The sequence below is a fragment of the Pseudomonas sp. 9_2_1 genome (genome assembly GCF_059295275.1).
In genome coordinates, this window is the sequence record NZ_CM181239.1 from 1,406,607 (window position 1) to 1,425,289 (window position 18,683).

Annotated in this window: 17 protein-coding genes; all 17 read left to right on the forward strand. The window is 55.5% G+C overall.

The window, feature by feature from the left end; all coding sequences use genetic code 11:
* Window positions 1-427: 427 nt before the first annotated feature.
* The 17 genes from ihfB to AC5O5I_RS06420 all read left to right on the forward strand — a co-directional run bounded on the left by ihfB (window position 428) and on the right by AC5O5I_RS06420 (window position 18,680).
* On the forward strand, window positions 428-724 hold the full coding sequence (gene ihfB / locus AC5O5I_RS06340; RefSeq protein WP_003252675.1) for an integration host factor subunit beta: 297 nt from the start codon (window positions 428-430) through the stop codon (window positions 722-724).
* 18 nt (window positions 725-742) lie between these two features.
* Complete coding sequence (locus AC5O5I_RS06345; protein WP_172288947.1) at window positions 743-1,006, forward strand: lipopolysaccharide assembly protein LapA domain-containing protein; 264 nt, start codon at window positions 743-745, stop codon at window positions 1,004-1,006.
* 99 nt (window positions 1,007-1,105) lie between these two features.
* On the forward strand, window positions 1,106-2,539 hold the full coding sequence (locus AC5O5I_RS06350; RefSeq protein WP_172232336.1) for an MBL fold metallo-hydrolase RNA specificity domain-containing protein: 1,434 nt from the start codon (window positions 1,106-1,108) through the stop codon (window positions 2,537-2,539).
* 254 nt (window positions 2,540-2,793) lie between these two features.
* Window positions 2,794-3,840: an LPS O-antigen chain length determinant protein WzzB gene (locus tag AC5O5I_RS06355; RefSeq protein WP_172288474.1), complete on the forward strand. Its 1,047-nt coding sequence runs from the start codon at window positions 2,794-2,796 to the stop codon at window positions 3,838-3,840.
* A gap of 326 nt (window positions 3,841-4,166) precedes the next feature.
* Window positions 4,167-5,477: a UDP-N-acetyl-D-glucosamine 6-dehydrogenase gene (wbpA, locus tag AC5O5I_RS06360; protein WP_372242981.1), complete on the forward strand. Its 1,311-nt coding sequence runs from the start codon at window positions 4,167-4,169 to the stop codon at window positions 5,475-5,477.
* A 72-nt stretch (window positions 5,478-5,549) separates the two neighbouring features.
* On the forward strand, window positions 5,550-6,500 hold the full coding sequence (gene wbpB / locus AC5O5I_RS06365; RefSeq protein WP_172231926.1) for a UDP-N-acetyl-2-amino-2-deoxy-D-glucuronate oxidase: 951 nt from the start codon (window positions 5,550-5,552) through the stop codon (window positions 6,498-6,500).
* A gap of 132 nt (window positions 6,501-6,632) precedes the next feature.
* Window positions 6,633-8,462, forward strand: a complete 1,830-nt coding sequence (locus AC5O5I_RS06370; protein WP_172231929.1) for an acyltransferase family protein — start codon at window positions 6,633-6,635, stop codon at window positions 8,460-8,462.
* Window positions 8,459-9,046 carry a UDP-2-acetamido-3-amino-2,3-dideoxy-D-glucuronate N-acetyltransferase gene (gene wbpD, locus AC5O5I_RS06375; RefSeq protein ID WP_172231923.1) on the forward strand — a complete coding sequence of 196 codons (588 nt, stop codon included), beginning with the start codon at window positions 8,459-8,461 and terminating at the stop codon, window positions 9,044-9,046. Before AC5O5I_RS06370 ends, wbpD begins: the two co-directional genes overlap by 4 nt.
* Window positions 9,043-10,122 (forward strand): DegT/DnrJ/EryC1/StrS family aminotransferase, encoded by a 1,080-nt coding sequence (locus AC5O5I_RS06380; RefSeq protein ID WP_172287316.1) that lies wholly within the window; start codon window positions 9,043-9,045, stop codon window positions 10,120-10,122. The genes wbpD and AC5O5I_RS06380 overlap by 4 nt, the downstream gene beginning before the upstream one ends.
* Window positions 10,122-11,375, forward strand: a complete 1,254-nt coding sequence (locus tag AC5O5I_RS06385) for an oligosaccharide flippase family protein (RefSeq protein ID WP_172227383.1) — start codon at window positions 10,122-10,124, stop codon at window positions 11,373-11,375. Before AC5O5I_RS06380 ends, AC5O5I_RS06385 begins: the two co-directional genes overlap by 1 nt.
* 17 nt (window positions 11,376-11,392) lie before the next feature.
* A complete protein-coding gene (wecB, locus tag AC5O5I_RS06390; RefSeq protein ID WP_172227381.1) occupies window positions 11,393-12,460 on the forward strand; it encodes a non-hydrolyzing UDP-N-acetylglucosamine 2-epimerase in 1,068 nt (355 codons plus the stop codon).
* Window positions 12,461-12,497: 37 nt separating this feature from the next.
* Window positions 12,498-13,775 (forward strand): hypothetical protein, encoded by a 1,278-nt coding sequence (locus AC5O5I_RS06395; protein WP_172227379.1) that lies wholly within the window; start codon window positions 12,498-12,500, stop codon window positions 13,773-13,775.
* Complete coding sequence (locus tag AC5O5I_RS06400; protein ID WP_172227378.1) at window positions 13,772-15,058, forward strand: glycosyltransferase; 1,287 nt, start codon at window positions 13,772-13,774, stop codon at window positions 15,056-15,058. Before AC5O5I_RS06395 ends, AC5O5I_RS06400 begins: the two co-directional genes overlap by 4 nt.
* The gene (locus AC5O5I_RS06405) at window positions 15,058-16,206 is read left to right on the forward strand and encodes an N-acetyl sugar amidotransferase (RefSeq protein ID WP_172227376.1); all 1,149 of its coding nucleotides are present in this window, start codon (window positions 15,058-15,060) and stop codon (window positions 16,204-16,206) included. Before AC5O5I_RS06400 ends, AC5O5I_RS06405 begins: the two co-directional genes overlap by 1 nt.
* Window positions 16,203-16,817 carry an imidazole glycerol phosphate synthase subunit HisH gene (hisH, locus tag AC5O5I_RS06410; protein ID WP_172227374.1) on the forward strand — a complete coding sequence of 205 codons (615 nt, stop codon included), beginning with the start codon at window positions 16,203-16,205 and terminating at the stop codon, window positions 16,815-16,817. The genes AC5O5I_RS06405 and hisH overlap by 4 nt, the downstream gene beginning before the upstream one ends.
* Before the next feature lie 14 nt (window positions 16,818-16,831).
* Window positions 16,832-17,614, forward strand: a complete 783-nt coding sequence (locus AC5O5I_RS06415) for an AglZ/HisF2 family acetamidino modification protein (protein WP_172227372.1) — start codon at window positions 16,832-16,834, stop codon at window positions 17,612-17,614.
* A gap of 31 nt (window positions 17,615-17,645) precedes the next feature.
* Entirely contained in the window at window positions 17,646-18,680 is a 1,035-nt protein-coding gene (locus AC5O5I_RS06420) for a polysaccharide biosynthesis protein (RefSeq protein WP_172227386.1), read from the forward strand.
* The last annotated feature ends 3 nt before the right edge of the window (window positions 18,681-18,683 follow it).

The following is an 18,683-nucleotide window of genomic DNA, read 5'->3' on the forward strand; positions in this document are numbered from 1 at the left end:
GGCCTATCCTGCGGTCTCTGTGGGAGCCGCGCTTGCCGGCGATGGGCTGCGAAGCAGCCCCCATGCAAGCGACACCATTCTGACGAATTTTGAGTGACTTGAAACGTTGGGGCCGCTGCGCGGCCCATCGCCGGCAAGCGCGGCTCCCACACCGAATGCGGTGGGTTTGCGGGCTGTGCTACACAGATGGCGCAGGCTCACGCTCACATCCGGCCAACACCGCCCGTTGTGAGAGCGGGTTCACCCGCGAATCAGGCGTCGCGGTGGATGGCGCCGGCTTAGCCGGGGTTCACGGTGTAGACCATTCTTGAATTACTTCAATCTTGAATTTTTTTATTAAGTCAAGATCCACCCTGTTCAAATCTCTCCCGGCGTGCTACAAACTGGTTAAGCAATGATCTAGCTGCTTGATAACGAAGGGAAAAATATGACGAAGTCGGAGCTGATCGAACGTATTGTCACCCATCAAGGGCTGCTTTCGTCCAAGGACGTGGAGCTGGCCATCAAGACTATGCTTGAGCAGATGTCACAGTGCCTGGCGACCGGTGATCGCATCGAGATCCGCGGTTTTGGCAGCTTCTCGCTGCACTATCGGGCCCCTCGTGTGGGTCGTAACCCCAAGACGGGGCAGTCGGTCAGCCTCGAAGGCAAGTTTGTGCCGCACTTCAAGCCCGGCAAAGAGCTGCGCGACCGGGTCAATGAAGAAGACGAGGCGGAAGCCTGATCATCAAGGAGCAATCTGATGCGTAACCTCAAGCGCGCCCTGGCGGCGGTGTTTGTGCTGCTGTTGGCGGCTGTGGTGCTGTTCTTTGTGCTGGAAAACCAGCAGACCGTGTCGTTGGTCCTGTTCGGCTGGGCCGCCCCGGCAATGCCGGTTGCCGTGGTGGTGTTGGCTGCCCTGGTCCTCGGCCTGGCGGTCGGGCCATTGCTAGGTGCCTACGGCGTGCAGCGCAGCAAGCGCAAGATCAGGGCGTCTGCCCGACAGGCCGCGTTGAGCGGTAACTAGCGAAAATTCCTACGCACACATAGGAAAGTCTCACCTATGCATGTGCCGGCCGTCATGGGGTAATAGGGCACCTCTTCGGCTCAGGCGAACGCGTGCAGCATGCAATACCCCAGCCTTTCCCATCACGGCGGTACCCGTGGCGTCACCGGGTCTTGCCACCAGCTGCACCTTGCCCCGTCCAGTAGCCTGCTGGTCGACTGCGGCCTGGAGCAGGGGGCCGAGGCCGCGCCAGGCGCCGAGTCTGCGGCGCTTGGTTTCGATGTACAAGGCATCCAGGCGCTGGTCGTCACCCATGTTCATCTTGATCACGTTGGTCGGATCCCGGCACTGCTGGCTGCTGGCTACCGCGGCCCCATCCTGTGCAGCGAGCCCTCCGCCCGTTTATTGCCGCTGGTGCTGGAAGATGCCTTCAGGCTGGGCATCAGCAGAAAGCCTGCGCTGGTGGCGCGTTATCTCGACCTGGTGCGCAGCCTTGTCGTGCCGCTGCCGTTCGAGCGCTGGCACATGCTGCTCGAACGCCCCGGCCTGACCTGCCGCATTCGCCTCCAGCGTGCCGGGCACCTGCTGGGCTCGGCTTATGTCGAGTGTGATATCCAGCGGGAGCATGCCAACAGCCGTTACGTGTTCTCCGGTGACCTGGGCGCTTGCAGCAACCCCATGCTGCGGCCCGTGCAGCCACCGGAGCGGGCTGACGTGCTGGTACTCGAAAGCACCTACGGCGACCGCCTGCACCCGCCTGCAGGTGACCGACGCCAGCGTCTGGAAGCTGCCATTGACCGCGCCCTGGCCGACCAGGGCACTGTCCTGATTCCTGCATTCAGCCTGGGCCGCACCCAAGAGCTGCTGTACGAGCTCGAAGACATTCTTCACCGCAAGGCCTTGCTGGGCTCAGCCGGCCATGGCTCTGAGGAGGATCCCCTCAATTGGTCACAATTGCCGATTATCCTTGATTCACCCTTGGCCCAGCGCATCACTGGCGTGTACCGCGAGCTGCATGAATATTGGAGCGCCGAAGCGAGGGCGCGCCTCGTCGAAGGGCGCGACCCGCTTGGTTTCAGCCAGCTGATCAGCGTGGACAGCCATGCCCGTCACCAGCAGGTGGTCAACTACCTGAAGAGTACCGGGCGGCCAGCGATCGTGATTGCCGGCAACGGCATGTGTTCGGGTGGGCGTATCGTCAACTACCTCAAGGCCATGCTGGGGGATGCACGGCATGAGGTGATGTTTGTGGGGTACCAGGGTAAGGGCACGCCTGGGGCGGTTATACAGGCCAGTGAAGCTGCGCAGGGGGTTGAGCAGGTTGATCTGGATGGGCAGATGTATGAGGTGCGGGCGAAAGTCAGGACACTACCGGGATACTCAGGGCATAAGGATCAAGCGGGTTTGCTTGGATTTGTTGACGGAATGCAGCGTGCGCCTGAAAAAATAGTGCTGGTGCACGGCGAGCGAAGATCGAAGATCCTGCTGGCATCGGCCCTCAAGCAAGCGTTTGCATGCGGTACACGAGGCGCGTGTGTTTCCATACCTGATTGACCATTTAGCAGAATTTCACAGGGAGTTAATCTAGTTGGGAACCACTAATATCTTCTGAGCTCCAACCGTGTTCGTTTCATTCATCTTGACCGGACGTGCCGGGTAGGGTGGAATCAGGCAGAGTATGAAGGCAGATTGACCCTACGCTCGATCTCGACCGCCCTGATGAAGCCAAATCGCTGGCGAGTGGCCCGCGCTTCGGGTGAGGTCGGTGTTTGAATGATGTTTGACGGACCCCAGGATAATCAGAATAAATGCTTAACGACCCTCAGCGCCCGAATCGTGATGATGAAATTGAACTTGTCGAACTGATACAGGGAGTATGGCGCCAGAAGGTGTGGGTGGGTTTGGTCGCTGCGCCGATTGTTTCAGTGGGCGTTGCTTATGCATTGCTGGCGACCCCGGTATATGAGGCGAGGCTGTTCGTAGAGCCTCCCAGCCAGAACGATATTGCTCAGCTGAATTACGGCCGTGGCGGTGAGTCGGGCTTGGCCCACCTGACGGTAAAAGACGTGTATGACACTCACCTTCAGGCATTGCAGTCAGAGGGTGTGCGCAACAAGTTTTTCCGTGATGTTTATCTGCCAAGCCTAGACCAGGAACGTCGGCAGGGCTCGCGCGACTCGTTGTATAGCGAATTTGCCAATGTGTTGACCGTGGCGCCGGCAGGCAAAGGTTCAACCACGCGTTACGCGGTTACCGCTTCTACCGCCGACCCTGAGCAGGCGGCAAAGTGGGTGGTGGCTTATAACGAGCTGGCTGCAGGTAATGCCAAGCATGAGGTGCTAGAAAGCAACCGCAGTGACATGTTGATCAAGGCTGACAACCTGCAGACTCAGATCGATGCCATGAAGGCCAGTGCTCTTCGGGAGAGGGAAGACCGCATCGCCCAGCTGAAGGAGGCCTTGGTCGTCGCCAAATCCATAGGCTTGGAGAAACCGCCAGTCATCTCGCAATCGTTAACTGATGAGGTCTCGGCTGCGATGGGAGGGTCACTCACCTACATGCGCGGGAGCAGAGCGCTGGAGTCGGAAATCTCGAACCTTCTAGCGCGTACCTCGGATGACCCATTCATCCGTGGACTTCGCCCTTTGCAAGAGAGCGTCATGTTCTATCGTAATTTGAAGCTTGACCCAGCGGTCATTCAGGTTTTTGAGCAGGACGGGGCTGTGGAGCTACCGGATCGTCCGGTCAAACCAAGAAAGGCATTGATCGTCGCGCTTAGCGCAGTTTTGGGGTTGGGCGCGGGTGTCATGCTTGCAATCGGCAGAGAGCTCTGGAGTCGGCGTCGCCCAAGTTGAGTCGGACCATCTCTCACTAATACATGCATCTCTTTGATTCATATACAAAAGAATGTTAGGTGGCGCCCGGTGAACGGTTGAGGGGTGCAAGAAACCTGTTTTGATGACGCCAGGGTTCGCAACGGTGTAATGTGGATGCCCTGCAGTGTGGCGGGTAGAATCCGCTGGCGGGTTGTCGTTGCCAACCTATGGCGGGTCTCAGCCTTGAGTCGCGGGAACTGCTTCAGCTGGGTTCATCCCGTCGTAGGATGAAATGGATATCTTAAACACCCCGCCTCCTGTCATCTGTGCAGGCGGGTAATATAGAAGGGTGGTTCGCGCGAATGATGGATATCAGAAAGCAGGCAGTTGAGAAGTTTCAGGGTAAAACAGCCCTGATCGGTATTGTGGGGCTCGGATATGTTGGGCTGCCGCTGATGCTGCGTTATAACGCAATCGGCTTCAATGTTTTAGGTATAGACATTGATAAAGTAAAAGTCGAGCGCCTGAATGCTGGGCAAAGCTACATTGAGCATATTTCCAGTGAGCGAATTTCTGCTGCTCGGCAGCAGGGGTTCGAGGCTACCACGGACTTTAGTCGTGTCAGCCAGTGCGACGCATTGATTCTGTGTGTGCCAACGCCGCTGAACAAATACCGCGAACCTGACATGAGCTTTGTCATTAACACCACAGATGCCATAAAGCCTTATTTACGGGCAGGGCAGGTGGTTTCACTGGAAAGTACTACCTATCCGGGAACCACGGAAGAGGAACTTCTGCCGCGCGTTCAGGAAAATGGCTTGAAAGTAGGCGAAGATATTTTCCTAGTCTATTCGCCGGAGCGTGAAGATCCTGGCAATGCCAACTTTGAAACACGCACAATTCCCAAGGTCATCGGCGGGCACACACCAGCCTGCCTGGATGTGGGGATCGCTTTGTATGATCAGGCCATTGAAAAAGTCGTACCGGTAAGCTCCACCAAGGCTGCTGAAATGACAAAGCTTTTGGAAAACATTCATCGGGCAGTAAATATCGGCCTAGTGAATGAAATGAAGATCGTCGCTGATCGCATGGGCATCGACATCTTCGAAGTGGTCGATGCCGCAGCCACCAAGCCATTTGGTTTCACTGCCTACTATCCCGGCCCTGGGCTTGGCGGCCATTGCATTCCGATCGATCCCTTCTATCTGACCTGGAAAGCGCGTGAATACGGTGTAAATACCCGCTTCATCGAGCTGTCGGGTGAGGTCAACCAGGCAATGCCGGAATACGTCCTCGGCAAACTGATGGATGGGCTGAACGAGGCTGGCAGGGCGCTGAAAGGTAGCCGAATTCTCGTCCTGGGCATTGCCTACAAGAAAAATGTCGATGACATGCGCGAGTCGCCCTCGGTAGAAATCATGGAACTGATCGAGGCTAAAGGTGGCGTGGTTGCCTACAGCGACCCCCATGTGCCGGTCTTCCCGAAGATGCGCGAACATCACTTTGACCTTCGCAGCGAGCCCTTGACTCCAGAAAACCTGGCTTCCTTCGATGCGGTGGTATTGGCGACCGACCACGACAAGTTCGATTACGCGTTGATCGAGGCCAAGGCCAAGTTGATCGTGGACAGCCGTGGCAAATACCGTGCTCCCGCAGCCCACATCATAAAGGCGTGAGCCGCAGGTAGTTTTGCCTATCCGCCTGGGGCTCGGTACCGGGCGGGTTCAACTGTTTGGTAAGGACGGTTCATGAAGAATTTTGCACTGATCGGCGCTGCCGGCTACATTGCTCCGCGACACATGCGGGCTATCAAGGACACCGGCAACCGCCTGGTATCCGCTTACGACATCAATGATTCGGTCGGTATCATCGACAGCATCTCGCCGCAGAGCGAGTTTTTCACCGAGTTTGAATTTTTCCTCGAGCATGCTAATGGTCTGAAGCGAGATGCTGCGACCGCGCTGGATTATGTCGCCATCTGCTCTCCAAACTACTTGCATTACCCGCACATCGCCGCGGGGCTGCGCTTGGGTTGCGATGTGATCTGCGAAAAGCCGTTGGTACCAACACCAGAAATGCTCGATCAGCTTTCTCTCATCGAAAAAGAGACCGGCAAGCGCCTCTACAATATCCTGCAGCTGCGTCATCACCAGGCGATCATCAAGCTGAAGGAAAAAGTTGCGGCAGCGCATCGTGAGCACAAGTACGAAGTAGATCTGACCTATATCACTTCGCGCGGCAAGTGGTACCTAAAAAGCTGGAAAGGGGACCCTCGCAAGTCGTTTGGCGTCGCCACCAATATTGGCGTCCACTTCTACGACATGCTGCACTTCATATTCGGCAAGCTGCAGCGCAACGTCGTACATTATTCATCGGAGCACAAGGCCGCCGGCTACCTCGAATACGAGAAGGCACGCGTGCGCTGGTTCCTTTCGGTGGATGCCGATGACCTGCCTGAGTCCGTCAAAGGTAAGAAGCCTACCTATCGCTCCATCACCGTAGATGGCGAGGAGATGGAGTTTTCCGAAGGTTTCACGGACCTGCATACAACCAGCTATGAGGAAATCCTGGCCGGCCGTGGTTACGGCATCGAGGACGCTCGCCATTGCGTGGAGACTGTGAACGTGATTCGTAGTTCAGCTATCGCTCAGGCGAAGGACAACGAGGCACATCCTTTCGTGCTGAGTCTCTCCCGCTGAAACAGGCATGATACCGGGCGGCCGCCGGGCCGCCTTTTTTCTTGCGCTACCCTTTGCAAGGTCTTGGCCAGCTTGTCCAATAACAATGAAACATCGCCGCAGGAATGGAGCTCGTTACGGGCGCGCAAACACATGCGCCTGGACGTTCAGGGTTTGCGTGCGGTAGCGGTTCTGGCAGTTCTTGCCTACCACATGGACAGCGCATGGCTTCCAGCGGGGTTCGTTGGGGTCGATGTATTTTTTGTTATTTCGGGTTTTATCATCACTGCGCTATTGACGGAGCCGGGGCAAAAGATTCGCTTGGCTGACTTTTACCTGAACCGTTTCAAGCGCATCGTTCCCGCCTATGCAGTCATGCTGGCTGTGGTCAGCGTTGTGTCGTCAGTCCTTCTGCTACCTGCAGACTTCACGTTTTTCCATCAGAGTTCGAAGTCGGCAGCTGTCTTTGCTAGCAACCTGTATTTCGCCGACTTTGGCAGCTATTTCGCTCCTCGTGCAGAAGAGCTACCGCTATTGCATACCTGGTCGCTCGCGATAGAGATGCAATTCTATTTGATCTTCCCATTTGTTCTGCTTTGTCTGCCCCGTTCCTGGCGCTTGCCTGGGCTCGCGGTGCTGTCGGTCCTTCTGCTCGTGTGGAGCAGTCGGAGCGTGCTGATGGGGCAGGGCCGGGAGTATTTTTCGCTACTTGCCCGTGCACCTGAATTTCTGATCGGGGGTGTGGTAGCGCTCGGTATGCGAGACCGTGAGTTAACCACAGCTGTGTCGTCACTGTTAGGCGTGCTGGGCTTGGGCTTGCTTGCCGCCAGCTTCGTTCTGGTAGATAAAACCCAGTTCCCTGGGTTATGGGCGCTGGCGCCATGCACCGGAACGGCGCTGCTGATCGCAGCGCGACGCAGTGCGGTCAACACGCTTTTGTCCACACCAGGGATGGTGTGGATCGGTGGCATTTCCTACTCCCTGTACCTGTGGCATTGGCCGGTCCTGGCGTTTCTTCGCTACTACACAGGCCAGAATGAACTCGGCATGCAGTGGTTGTCGGTCGCGCTGGTAGCGTCGTTTGCGCTGGCGTGGATTTCCTGTCGATTTGTCGAGGAGCCGGTGCGTGTGTTGTCCGGCTTTCGTCGCCTAGCGCCGACGGCTGCACTTGCAGTACTCGGCATCACGGCGATTGCCTTGCTGAGTGCCCGGCTCAACTCGGTGATGGTTGGCCCGGTACCGATCGAACAGGCTCGATATGCAGCCCCTGAGCTGATTTGCCACGGGCAGCAAGTGGGTGAATGCAAGCGCGGCCTGGCCAGCGTCGCTCCCTCAGTTCTGGTAATTGGTGACAGCCACGCTGCCCAACTCAACTACTTCTTTGATCAGGCGGGCAGCGAGCAGGGCATTGCTTACCGCGTGCTTACTGCCAGCAGCTGTGTGCCAATCCCGGGTTTCGATGTAGAGCGACTTCCTGAGTACGCGCAGCTCGCTTGCCGTGAGCAGATCATCGCAGTGAAACAGGCGCTGGCGACAATGGACAAGGTAATCGTCGCCGGAATGTGGCAATACCAGATGCCGAATCCTGCATTTGTCAAAGCGCTGCAGAGGTTTCTGGATGATGCTGCATCAGCGCACAAGCAGGTCGTAATTATGGGGCAGGTGCCGATGTTTCGCTCCGATGTACAAAGGGTACGCAGGTTTCGGGAGCTTGGGCTGCCGGCCGGTCTGGCCTTCAATGAGGAGTGGCGGGTCGCCAACACGCAGGTGGAAAGGCTCGCTGCGGGGAGGCCAGGCGTGCAGTATGTGGATTTCTCCCGGTCGGGCTTTTTTGCTGATGCGCCCTACGAGCATGGCGAGCTTATCTACCAAGACACTCACCATCTGAATGAAATCGGCGCGCGTCGCTACGGGCATTTTGCAGGTGAACAGCTGAAACGGCTGTTCGACCAAACTCAATCCAGCGTGAGTCTCAAGCAATGAATCATTATCAGCATCCCAGTGCAATCGTCGATGAAGGCGCGCAGATCGGCAAAGACTCGCGCGTGTGGCATTTCGTGCATGTCTGCGGCGGTGCCCGGATCGGCTCGGGGGTCTCTCTCGGGCAAAACGTCTTTGTCGGCAACAAGGTCGTGATCGGCGACCGTTGCAAGGTTCAGAACAACGTGTCTGTGTATGACAACGTCACGCTTGAGGAAGGCGTATTCTGTGGTCCAAGCATGGTTTTCACCAATGTCTACAACCCGCGTTCGCTCATCGAACGCAAGGACCAGTACCGGGATACCCGGGTGAAGAAGGGCGCGACCCTTGGGGCGAACTGCACGATTGTCTGTGGGGTCACGATCGGTGAATTCGCATTCATTGGGGCCGGTGCGGTGATAAATCGTGACGTACCGGATTATGCCCTCATGGTGGGGGTGCCCGCCCGGCAGATCGGCTGGATGAGCGAATTCGGTGAGCAGCTGGACTTGCCGGTGTCGGGTAGCGGAGTGGTATTGTGCGAACACAGCGGTGCTCGCTACACGCTGGAAGGAAGCATTCTGCACAAAATGGAAGTTTCGAAATGATCGAGTTCATCGACCTGAAAAAACAACAGGCGCGTATCAAAGACTCGCTGGATGCTGCCATCCAGCGCGTCATGAGCCATGGCCAATATATACTAGGCCCCGAAGTGGCCGAGCTCGAGGCAAAGCTGGCGTCGTTTGTAGGCGCCAAGCATTGCATCACCTGCGCGAATGGCACTGATGCCCTGCAGATTGCCCTGATGGCCGTGGGTGTCAAGGCGGGTGATGAAGTCATTACTCCAGGCTTTAGCTACATTGCTACCGCTGAAGCTGCTGCGGTGCTCGGAGCTAAAGCTGTCTATGTGGATATTGATAAAAAAACATATAATCTTGACCCGCGCTTGCTAGAAAGCAGTATCACTAAAAAGACCAAGGCAATCATCCCTGTGTCCTTGTACGGCCAATGTGCTGACTTCGATGCTATCAACGCAATCGCGGATAAGTACGGTATACCGGTAATTGAAGACGCTGCCCAAAGTTTCGGTGCAAGCTACAAGGGCAAACGCTCGGGTAACTTGAGCAAAGTTGCGTGTACCAGTTTTTTTCCGAGTAAACCATTGGGTTGCTACGGCGACGGTGGCGCCATGTTTACCAGTGATGATGACCTGGCTATTGTGTTACGGCAAATTGCCCGACATGGTCAGGACAGGCGTTACCACCATATTCGTATCGGTATGAACAGCCGACTGGATACCCTGCAGGCTGCAATACTCTTGCAGAAACTCGATATTTTTGCGGATGAAGTAGCGCTTCGCCAAAATGTCGCACAACGCTATGCTTCTCGGTTGCAGGGTGCTGACATCCTGAGCATTCCTCATGTGGAAGCGCACGCTACCAGTGTTTACGCGCAGTACACGATCCGCGTGAATGATCGGGCGGAGGTCCAGGAGAAACTGCGGCGCGCCGGGGTCCCGAGCGTTGTTCACTATCCTATCCCTCTGAACAAGCAGCCCGCAGTAATGGACAGCGAGGTCAGTCTTGTCGTGGGTGATGAGGTTGCAGAGCAGGTGTTGAGCCTGCCGATGCACCCTTACCTGACCGATGATGATGTTGAACTTGTGGCTGCAGCACTAAAGTGATGAGCGCCCGGTTCTATTCCAGGTTGAATACGGGGTTTGTTCGCTCGGTATTATTGGTGGCGGGAGGCGCTCTGGTCTCGCAGGGACTGATCGTTGCCGTTACCCCGTTGCTGACCAGGCTGTTTAGCCCGGAAAGCTTCGGGGTTCTTGTCGCGTTCACGTCGGTGCTCACGATTCTCATAGCGCTTGCCTCCCTGAAATATGAGCTGGCCATTCCCCAGGCCAAATCGGCGAAGCAGGCGTTTGAAGTGGCCGTGCTCTCGTTTTGTGTCTTGGGGGGACTTGGCTTGGCGGCGACTCTTCTGATCGTCGTTGCTTGGCTAACACCGTTCGTTGAGCTGCCGGGTTATTGCTGGTTTATTCCGCCGGGACTGTTGTTTGCCGGGGCATTTCAAATTGCCAGTTACCTGGCAATCCGCAACAAGGACTTTTCCGGGCTGACTGCAGCCAACATTCAGCGGAGTGTCGTTCAATCTGTGCTGCAAGTATCAGCGGGACTCGCTGCGCTTGGCAGCGGCGCACTCATCCTCGGGTATGTGATTAGCCAGGGCGCCGCAGGAGCGAGAATCGTCATCAAGGCGTTCCGCGGGCGCAGCAGCCCGAGTAGACTGCGGCTAGTGGCACTGGCGAAAAAATATAAACGGTTTCCGGTGATGGCGGCGCCAGCTGCGCTGTTGAATGCGGCGGCACTGAATGTCTCGCCTTTCGTTATCATCTATGCATTTGGCATGCATGAAGCGGGTTTGTTCGCCCTCGCCCAGCGTGCCATGGGGGTGCCCATGGCCTTTCTCGGTACGGCTATTGCGAATGTCTACCTTGCGGAAATCCCTCGGGTTGTCGAAACCTCTCCAGATCAGGTCATCGTCTTTTACAGAAAAGCGCTGCGAAACTTGGCTCTGCTAGGATTGCCAATCGTATCGGGCGCGGGGGTATGCCTGTTCTATTCTGTGGAGTTCATATTTGGTTCTACCTGGTCTGAAGCTGCCGTCCTCATGGTGGTGCTTGTCCCGTTATTCTTTGGCCAGTTTGTGGTGTCACCATTGAGTCAGACGCTGAACGTCATCGAACGGCAAGATGTGCAGTTGCTATGGGACTTTTTCAGGTTGTGCGTGCCCAATCTTGGATTCTTGATGGTTGCGCTCTCAGGCTTCAGTTTTGTCGAAGCTCTGCTGAGTTTTAGTGTGCTGATGTTTGTGATGTACGTGATTAATGTCGTTGTGACGCTGCGGATACTAAAGCGTCGGCTGGCTTGAATCTTGAGGGTATTTGCATGAAAGTTTTTACTGTTGTTGGTGCCAGGCCACAGTTCATCAAGGCAGCGGTACTGTCCAGGGCCCTGGCTAGCGCTGACTTTCCGGTGAAAGAGGTCCTGGTACACACGGGGCAGCACTATGACAGCAACATGTCGGATGTGTTCTTTGATGAATTGAGTATTCCCAAGCCTACGTACAGTCTGGGACTGGGCGGTGGTACCCACGGGCAGAATACTGGACGGATGATTGAGCAGCTGGAAGCGTTGATGCTCAAGGAGAAGCCAGATTGGGTGCTTGTCTATGGCGACACGGACAGTACGCTGGCGGGTGCAATTGCTGCGGTCAAGCTGCATATCCCAATCGCACACGTAGAAGCCGGCCTGCGTTCCTATAACCGCGCCATGCCTGAGGAAATCAACCGTTTACTGACTGATCACGTGTCGACCGTCCTGTTTGCTCCGACGGACGTGGCGAAAGCCAACCTGCTCAAGGAAGGGGTTGCCGAGGAAAAAATTGAAATCGTTGGCGATGTCATGTGTGACGCTACGGAATTCTATAAATCCAAGGCGGTAAAGCCCGCATGGTTCGATGCGTTGAATATCAATGCCGGTGAATATGTGCTCTGCACCATTCACCGGGCCGAGAACACCGATTCCGAAGCTAGGTTGCGGTCTATTCTCCAAGGGCTTGAGGGTTCCCAACAAACCATCATTCTGCCCTTGCATCCGAGAACCAGGAATAAAATCAAGTCGCTGGGTGTTGAGGTCGCGGACAACATCATCATCGTTGAGCCTGTTGGCTATCTTGAAATGAACTGGCTCGAGTCCAATTGCAAGTTGATTGCGACGGACTCGGGTGGCGTGCAGAAAGAAGCGTATTTTCATGGCAAGCACTGCGTTACGCTGCGCGACGAAACCGAATGGGTTGAACTTGTGCAAAGGGGCGTGAATACCTTGGTAGGGGCGTCGACGGACAAAATTGCTAACGCCGTGCGCGCGACCACTGCCAGTGCTTTTGAACAGAATCTTTACGGCAACGGCGATGCGGCCGGCAACATCATCAAAGTGTTGAAAGGCTTGGCTTGAGCATCAAGCCATTCAACTATAGGCAGGGGTGGATAAAGTGCAAAGTAGTCTCGGCGCCAAGCTGTTTTCCCCACGATTTGGGTTTTACCTATTTGTGGTTGTGGTAGGCGTTACCTACGGCCTCATGCCTGCCTTGCTTTATTTTTTTGCCGGCGCGAGCGACTATTTCCTGAAATTATCGGTGCTGACGCTGGTGGCGTTGATTGCGCTTGTCGCGGGATACAAATTGCCTGTCCTAGATGGCCAGTTCGGCGTCGGTGCTGTCAGGGTAATCGTCCCCAGTCGGCTGTTCAATTTTTGTGTGTGGAGCTTCTTTTTTATCTTTGCTTTCTATACCTACTACACCGCACCCTCGATACCGTTGATCAGTGCGCTTCAAGGTGCAAGCGCTGATGAACTAAGCCAGCAGAGAGGAGATTTTTTCAAGGGGCGGAGCGGGTTTGAAACCATTTTGCTGTACCTCAGCACTATTTTTACAACGGTGCTGATTCCGTATAGCCTGGTGCTGATGTTTCTTAAAAAATCACCCCTGCGGTATCTGTTCTTGATAGTCGCGTTCGCATTTTGTATCAGCTTCCTTCAGAAATCGCTCTTTTTGAATGTTTTCCTACCCGTCATGGTGTGTTTTGCCTTGGCTGGCAGGCTGTCTTTCAAAGCTCTGGTGGTCTGTCTGGGGCTGGCGATCACGATACTGGTCGCTGCAGTTTTTCTTTCGCTGGGCGGAGGGGAGGCGGGGGAGCTAAATGCGTCAGGTGCTCCGCTTGCTGAGTATTTTTCATCGAAGTATCTCCCTTCTGGCGCCGGGGATTACTTCCTCTGGCGTGCGCTTGCAGTGCCTCTTTTTACGGCGACCGATACCCTGCTGGTGCAGGCCGAGGTCTTGAAAAACGATTATTTGCTGGGTTCGACGAGTACGCTGATTTCCCTGCTGACCGGTGCCGAGCGTGTGAATATCGAACGCTACGTTTTTCAGCACCAATTCGGAAGCTGGAATGAGATTGCCAATGCGAATGCGGTTTACATTACAGATGCGTATGTGAACTTTGGGTGGCTGGGTGTCATAATCTTTAGTTTGCTGGTTGGGCAGGTGTTCAGGTGGTTTCGGTTGTCTCAGGACATTGCATTCAAGTCACTGTGGCCGATTTTCGCTTTTACCCTGTATTCAGCTTCGCTGATAGGTATGCTGATCAGCAATGGATTTGCCTATATGCTGCTCCATGCTTTGTTAATCAGGATTGGTTTAGGGGGCAGCAATGAAAAAAAAATTTCCGATAATCACGTTCTGTCGGGTGCGTTAAGGATGCAGGTGAAATGAATATCGTTTTTATAGTGCATTATTTCCCGCCGGTGAACAGTTCTGGTGCAAAGCGGGTTGAGGCCATCTCCAAATACCTGGCAGCCGATGGTCATGATGTGACTGTGATCACCACCCGAAAAACTGCCTCTGACGGTGGCTTTACCGAGGTTTATCCTGAAGGCGTCCGGGTGCTCGAGCTCGATCAGTTAGGGCGCGTGAGCGCCTCGCAGGAGAACTCTGGAGCGTTCGAGCCCATGTATACCGAAAAGCCCTCGCTCAAGCGCCGGATCAAGGACGTTGTCCTCAACGTGCTGGGCCAGGTCCCTGATCCACGCTTGCCATTTGCGATCTCGTTCCTCAGCCCGATGATGAACGCTCAAGTCAAAGCGGTACTGAACAGAGCGGATGTGGTGATAGGTTCTTCTCCACCCTGGCCTCTGCTGCTGGCGGCAGTCATATGCAAAAAACGCTTCAACGTGCCGTGCATACTTGACTACAGAGATCACTTCAGCGAGTGTCATGAGATGCCGGGTGGTCGCTTCGCCAAATGGCTGGAGCTAAAGATCGACAGATGGTTGGTGGGGAACGCCAGTCATCTGGTAACCATTTCGGAACCGATGAGTTCGTACTACCGGACCATGTCACCCAACGTTGCTACCATCATGAACGGCTACGATCATGAAGTCCTGGATGCAGCAAGGTTGCGGGCCAATCCGCCTTTGCCCGAGAAAGTCGTGCTGCGTTACATGGGTATCGTCTCCCCCGGGCGCGTTCCTCATAATGTAATGCGTGCTTTGGTTCGGTTGAAGGCGAGTCAACCCCAGCTATTCGAGCGCTTCCAGATTGAGTATTATGGTGGTGCGGACTTGATAAAGGATGCCTTGGTCAAGCAGTACCCCTCTATTGACTCGGCGTTCTCCTTCCATGCTGCGGTGCCCTACCAGGATTCGCTTCGGCTGATTGTCGAGTCGGACTATCTGATATTTGCCGAAACTTCATCCACTCAGACACTCAGTGCGCAAGGCATCCTGACGACCAAACTCTTCGAGTATATTGGCGCTGGGCGACCGGTCCTGGGTGATATTTCGGTGGACACGCTGGCTGGTTCGTTCCTCCGCCGTGCAGACGAAAACAACGTGATTGGCGTGACATCGGATATCTTCTTCGAAGCCTTTAGTGCTGCAGATTTCTATCAGCGCAAGGCGAACGTTGTATCTGATTTCGCTCAAGGCCTGTCGCGCCGTGCACAGGCACACCAGTATACAGATGTCATCCGCCAAGTCTTGGCAAGAGAGCAATAATGAACGCCAATAATGCAGGTTACAGAATTTGCAATTCATGCATCATGGACACCTCGGATCCGAACATTTCGTTCGATGAGCAAGGTGTCTGCGAGTATTGCGCGAACTTTGCGCGCGAGATCAAGCCCAATTGGGATACCGGCGCGCGCGGCCAGTCCGAATTGATGGCGCTTGCAGAAAAGATTAAAGAACACGGCAAAGGCAAGGATTTCGACTGCATCATCGGCTTGAGCGGCGGCCTGGACAGCTCCTATGCCGCCTACATCGCAAAGACTGTAATGGGCCTGAGACCATTGCTGTTCCACGTGGACGCAGGCTGGAACACTGACCAGGCGGTGGGCAACATTGAACGCCTGGTTGATGGCCTCGGTCTGGACCTCTATACCGACGTAATCAACTGGGAAGAGATGAAGGACCTGCAAGTCGCGTTCCTGCGTTCGCAGATTTCCGACCAGGATCTGCCGCAGGATGCCGCCTTCTTCTCCTCGCTGTACAAGTTCGCACGCCAGCACAAGATCAAATATGTCCTGACCGGGGCGAACTACTCCACGGAGTGCTGCCGCGAGCCGGAAGAGTGGGGCGGCTACCCCGGTATCGACAAGACACTGTTCGGCGATATTCACGGTCAATTCGGCAAGCGGGCACTGAAGAGCTTCCCGTTGGTTGATATCATGACCTACAAGATTTATTACCAGCGCATCCTCGGTATGCAGATCGTAAAACCACTCAATCTGGTGCCTTACGTCAAAGCCGATGCCGAGGCCACGTTGGAGCGTCTGTTCGGCTGGAAGCGATTCAAGCATAAACATCATGAGTCGCGCTTCACGCGGTTTTATGAAGATTACTGGATGCCACGCAAGTTCGGCTACGAAAAGCGCCGCGCGCATTTTTCCAGCCTGATCATGACAGGCCAGCTGACCCGCGAGGCAGCCCTTGAGCGCATTGCCAAGCCTGAGATGGACGAAAACTTCCTGAAATCCGAGTTCGAGTACGTCGCGCACAAGCTGGACTTGACTGTGCCTGAGCTTCAGGGCATTTTCGAAGGTCAGAACAAGACCTTCCGTGACTACAAAAACAAACGTTTCTTGATCGGCATTGGGGCTAGAGTGCTCAGCGCCATCGGATTGGAAAGAAGGCTGTTCAGATGATTACCATCATTGATTACGGCTTGGGCAACATCCAGGCTTTCGTCAACGTCTATCGACGCTTGCATATTCCGGTTGCGGTCGCGCAAACCGCAGCGCAACTGGACGGCGCAACCAAGCTGATCCTGCCCGGCGTCGGCGCCTTCGACCACGCGATCGAACGGCTTGACGCGTCGGGCATGCGTCCTGCCCTTGAGGAGCTGGTGCAGCAGCACAAGGTTCCTGTACTTGGCATTTGCGTGGGCATGCAGATTCTCGCCAACAGCAGCGAGGAAGGGCGCCTGCCCGGCCTGGGCTGGGTGCCGGGGTGCGTGCGGTCGTTCAAGTCGGTGCCAAACCTCACCGACCTGCCGTTGCCTCACATGGGTTGGAACGACGTAACTGCGCTCGACGACAACCCCTTGTTCAAGGGTTTCGAAGAAGAGGCGCGCTTCTATTTCCTGCACTCGTTCTTCTTTGATTGCGAGCAGCACCAGCACCGCGCCGGAATGTCCTCCTACGGGCTGGAGTTCAGCTGCGCCGTTCAGGCCGGGAACGTCTACGGCGTTCAATTCCACCCTGAGAAGAGCCACCACTTCGGTGTCGGCCTGCTGAAAAACTTCGCCGAACTGTGAGCGGGAACTGACAAATGTTAAGACCACGGATTATCCCATGCCTGCTCATCCAAGACGGGGGGCTGGTGAAGACGGTCAAGTTCAAGGACCCGAAGTACGTCGGAGATCCCATCAATGCGGTGAAGATCTTCAACGAAAAGGAAGCCGATGAACTGATCGTGATCGATATCGATGCCACTGCTCATGGTGTAGAGCCCAACTATACCCAGATCGCCAAGCTGGCAGCCGAGTGCCGCATGCCACTGTGCTACGGCGGGGGCATTCGCACCGCAGAGCAAGCCAAGAAGATCATCCAGCTGGGCGTCGAGAAGGTGGCCATCAGTTCAGCCGCGCTGGAGAATCCAGGACTGGTGACCCAGATTGCCGAGGAAATCGGCAGCCAGAGCGTCGTGGTCGTGCTGGACCACAAGTCGCGCTTGTTGAGCAAGCATCAGGAAGTCTGGACGCACAACGGCACGCGTAATACCAAGCGCAACGTGGTTGAAGTTGCACAAGAACTGGAGAAGCTTGGTGTAGGTGAGATCGTGCTCAACTCCATCGAGAATGACGGAAAGATGAAGGGCTACGACTTGGAGTTGGCCAGCAAGCTGCGCGCTGCGGTGCATATCCCTATCACCATTCTGGGTGGGGGAGGCTCGCTCGAAGATATGGCCAACGTGGTCAAGGCGTGCGGTGTGGTCGGCGTGGCAGCTGGCAGTTTCTTCGTTTTCAAGGGGCCCTATCGCGCTGTGCTGATCAGCTACCCGACTGCCCAGCAGAAAGATGACATCATTTATTCCGCTCTCCGAGCCCGCTAACCTCCACCGCGCGTCGCAAGGGTCAGATCATATGTTCAAAGGTAAGACACTCCTCATCACTGGCGGCACCGGATCTTTTGGCAACGCTGTACTCAAGCGTTTTCTCGAAAGCGACATTGCCGAAATCCGCATTTTCAGCCGCGATGAGAAGAAGCAGGACGACATGCGCAAGCGCTACGGCAGCGCCAAGCTGAAGTTCTACATCGGCGATGTCCGGGACTATCAGGGCGTGTTGAATGCTACGCGAGGGGTCGACTACATCTTCCACGCGGCCGCGTTGAAGCAAGTCCCCTCTTGCGAATTCCACCCGATGGAGGCCGTGAAGACCAATGTCATCGGCACTGAGAACGTTCTGGAAGCGGCGATTCAGAACCAGGTGCAACGCGTGGTCTGCCTCAGCACTGACAAAGCGGTATACCCAATCAATGCGATGGGTATTTCCAAGGCTATGATGGAAAAAGTCATGGTGGCCAAGTCGCGCAACCTCGACCAGACCAACACGGTCATTTGCGGCACACGCTACGGCAATGTCATGGCATCGCGCGGGTCGGTGATTCCGCTGTTCATCGAACAGATTCGGGCAGGCAAACCATTGTCAATCACCGACCCGAACATGACCCGTTTCATGATGACCCTGGCAGACGCCGTGGACCTGGTGCTATATGCGTTCCAGCACGGCAACAACGGTGACCTGTTCGTGCAAAAAGCACCTGCCGCGACTGTGGAAACCCTGGCCAAGGCGTTGACCGCGCTGCTTGGCACGCCCGAGCACCCGGTCCAGGTAATCGGTACACGGCACGGTGAAAAGCTCTACGAGGCGCTGCTTAGCCGGGAGGAGATGGCGTGTGCCGATGACATGGGCGACTACTTCCGGGTGCCACCGGACCTGCGCGACCTGAACTACAGCAAGTACGTCGAGCAAGGTGAGGAAAAAATTTCCCGTACCGAAGATTACAACTCTCACAACACCGAGCGCCTCGACGTTACAGGCATGCAGGCACTGCTGCTGAAGCTCGAGTTCATCCAGGCTATCCAGCGTGGCGAACACGCTACACCGGAGGAGTGAGCG

Excerpts from the sequence above, each read along its gene's own strand:
- AC5O5I_RS06370 (WP_172231929.1), top strand. The coding sequence starts at position 6,633 with ATGCGCCTGGACGTTCAGGGTTTGCGTGCGGTAGCGGTTCTGGCAGTT.
- AC5O5I_RS06350 (WP_172232336.1), top strand. The coding sequence starts at position 1,106 with ATGCAATACCCCAGCCTTTCCCATCACGGCGGTACCCGTGGCGTCACC.
- AC5O5I_RS06400 (WP_172227378.1), top strand. The coding sequence starts at position 13,772 with ATGAATATCGTTTTTATAGTGCATTATTTCCCGCCGGTGAACAGTTCT.
- ihfB (WP_003252675.1), top strand. The coding sequence starts at position 428 with ATGACGAAGTCGGAGCTGATCGAACGTATTGTCACCCATCAAGGGCTG.
- AC5O5I_RS06380 (WP_172287316.1), top strand. The coding sequence starts at position 9,043 with ATGATCGAGTTCATCGACCTGAAAAAACAACAGGCGCGTATCAAAGAC.
- AC5O5I_RS06385 (WP_172227383.1), top strand. The coding sequence starts at position 10,122 with ATGAGCGCCCGGTTCTATTCCAGGTTGAATACGGGGTTTGTTCGCTCG.
- wecB (WP_172227381.1), top strand. The coding sequence starts at position 11,393 with ATGAAAGTTTTTACTGTTGTTGGTGCCAGGCCACAGTTCATCAAGGCA.
- wbpA (WP_372242981.1), top strand. The coding sequence starts at position 4,167 with ATGGATATCAGAAAGCAGGCAGTTGAGAAGTTTCAGGGTAAAACAGCC.
- AC5O5I_RS06355 (WP_172288474.1), top strand. The coding sequence starts at position 2,794 with ATGCTTAACGACCCTCAGCGCCCGAATCGTGATGATGAAATTGAACTT.
- wbpB (WP_172231926.1), top strand. The coding sequence starts at position 5,550 with ATGAAGAATTTTGCACTGATCGGCGCTGCCGGCTACATTGCTCCGCGA.
- AC5O5I_RS06420 (WP_172227386.1), top strand. The coding sequence starts at position 17,646 with ATGTTCAAAGGTAAGACACTCCTCATCACTGGCGGCACCGGATCTTTT.
- wbpD (WP_172231923.1), top strand. The coding sequence starts at position 8,459 with ATGAATCATTATCAGCATCCCAGTGCAATCGTCGATGAAGGCGCGCAG.
- AC5O5I_RS06415 (WP_172227372.1), top strand. The coding sequence starts at position 16,832 with ATGTTAAGACCACGGATTATCCCATGCCTGCTCATCCAAGACGGGGGG.
- AC5O5I_RS06405 (WP_172227376.1), top strand. The coding sequence starts at position 15,058 with ATGAACGCCAATAATGCAGGTTACAGAATTTGCAATTCATGCATCATG.
- AC5O5I_RS06345 (WP_172288947.1), top strand. The coding sequence starts at position 743 with ATGCGTAACCTCAAGCGCGCCCTGGCGGCGGTGTTTGTGCTGCTGTTG.
- hisH (WP_172227374.1), top strand. The coding sequence starts at position 16,203 with ATGATTACCATCATTGATTACGGCTTGGGCAACATCCAGGCTTTCGTC.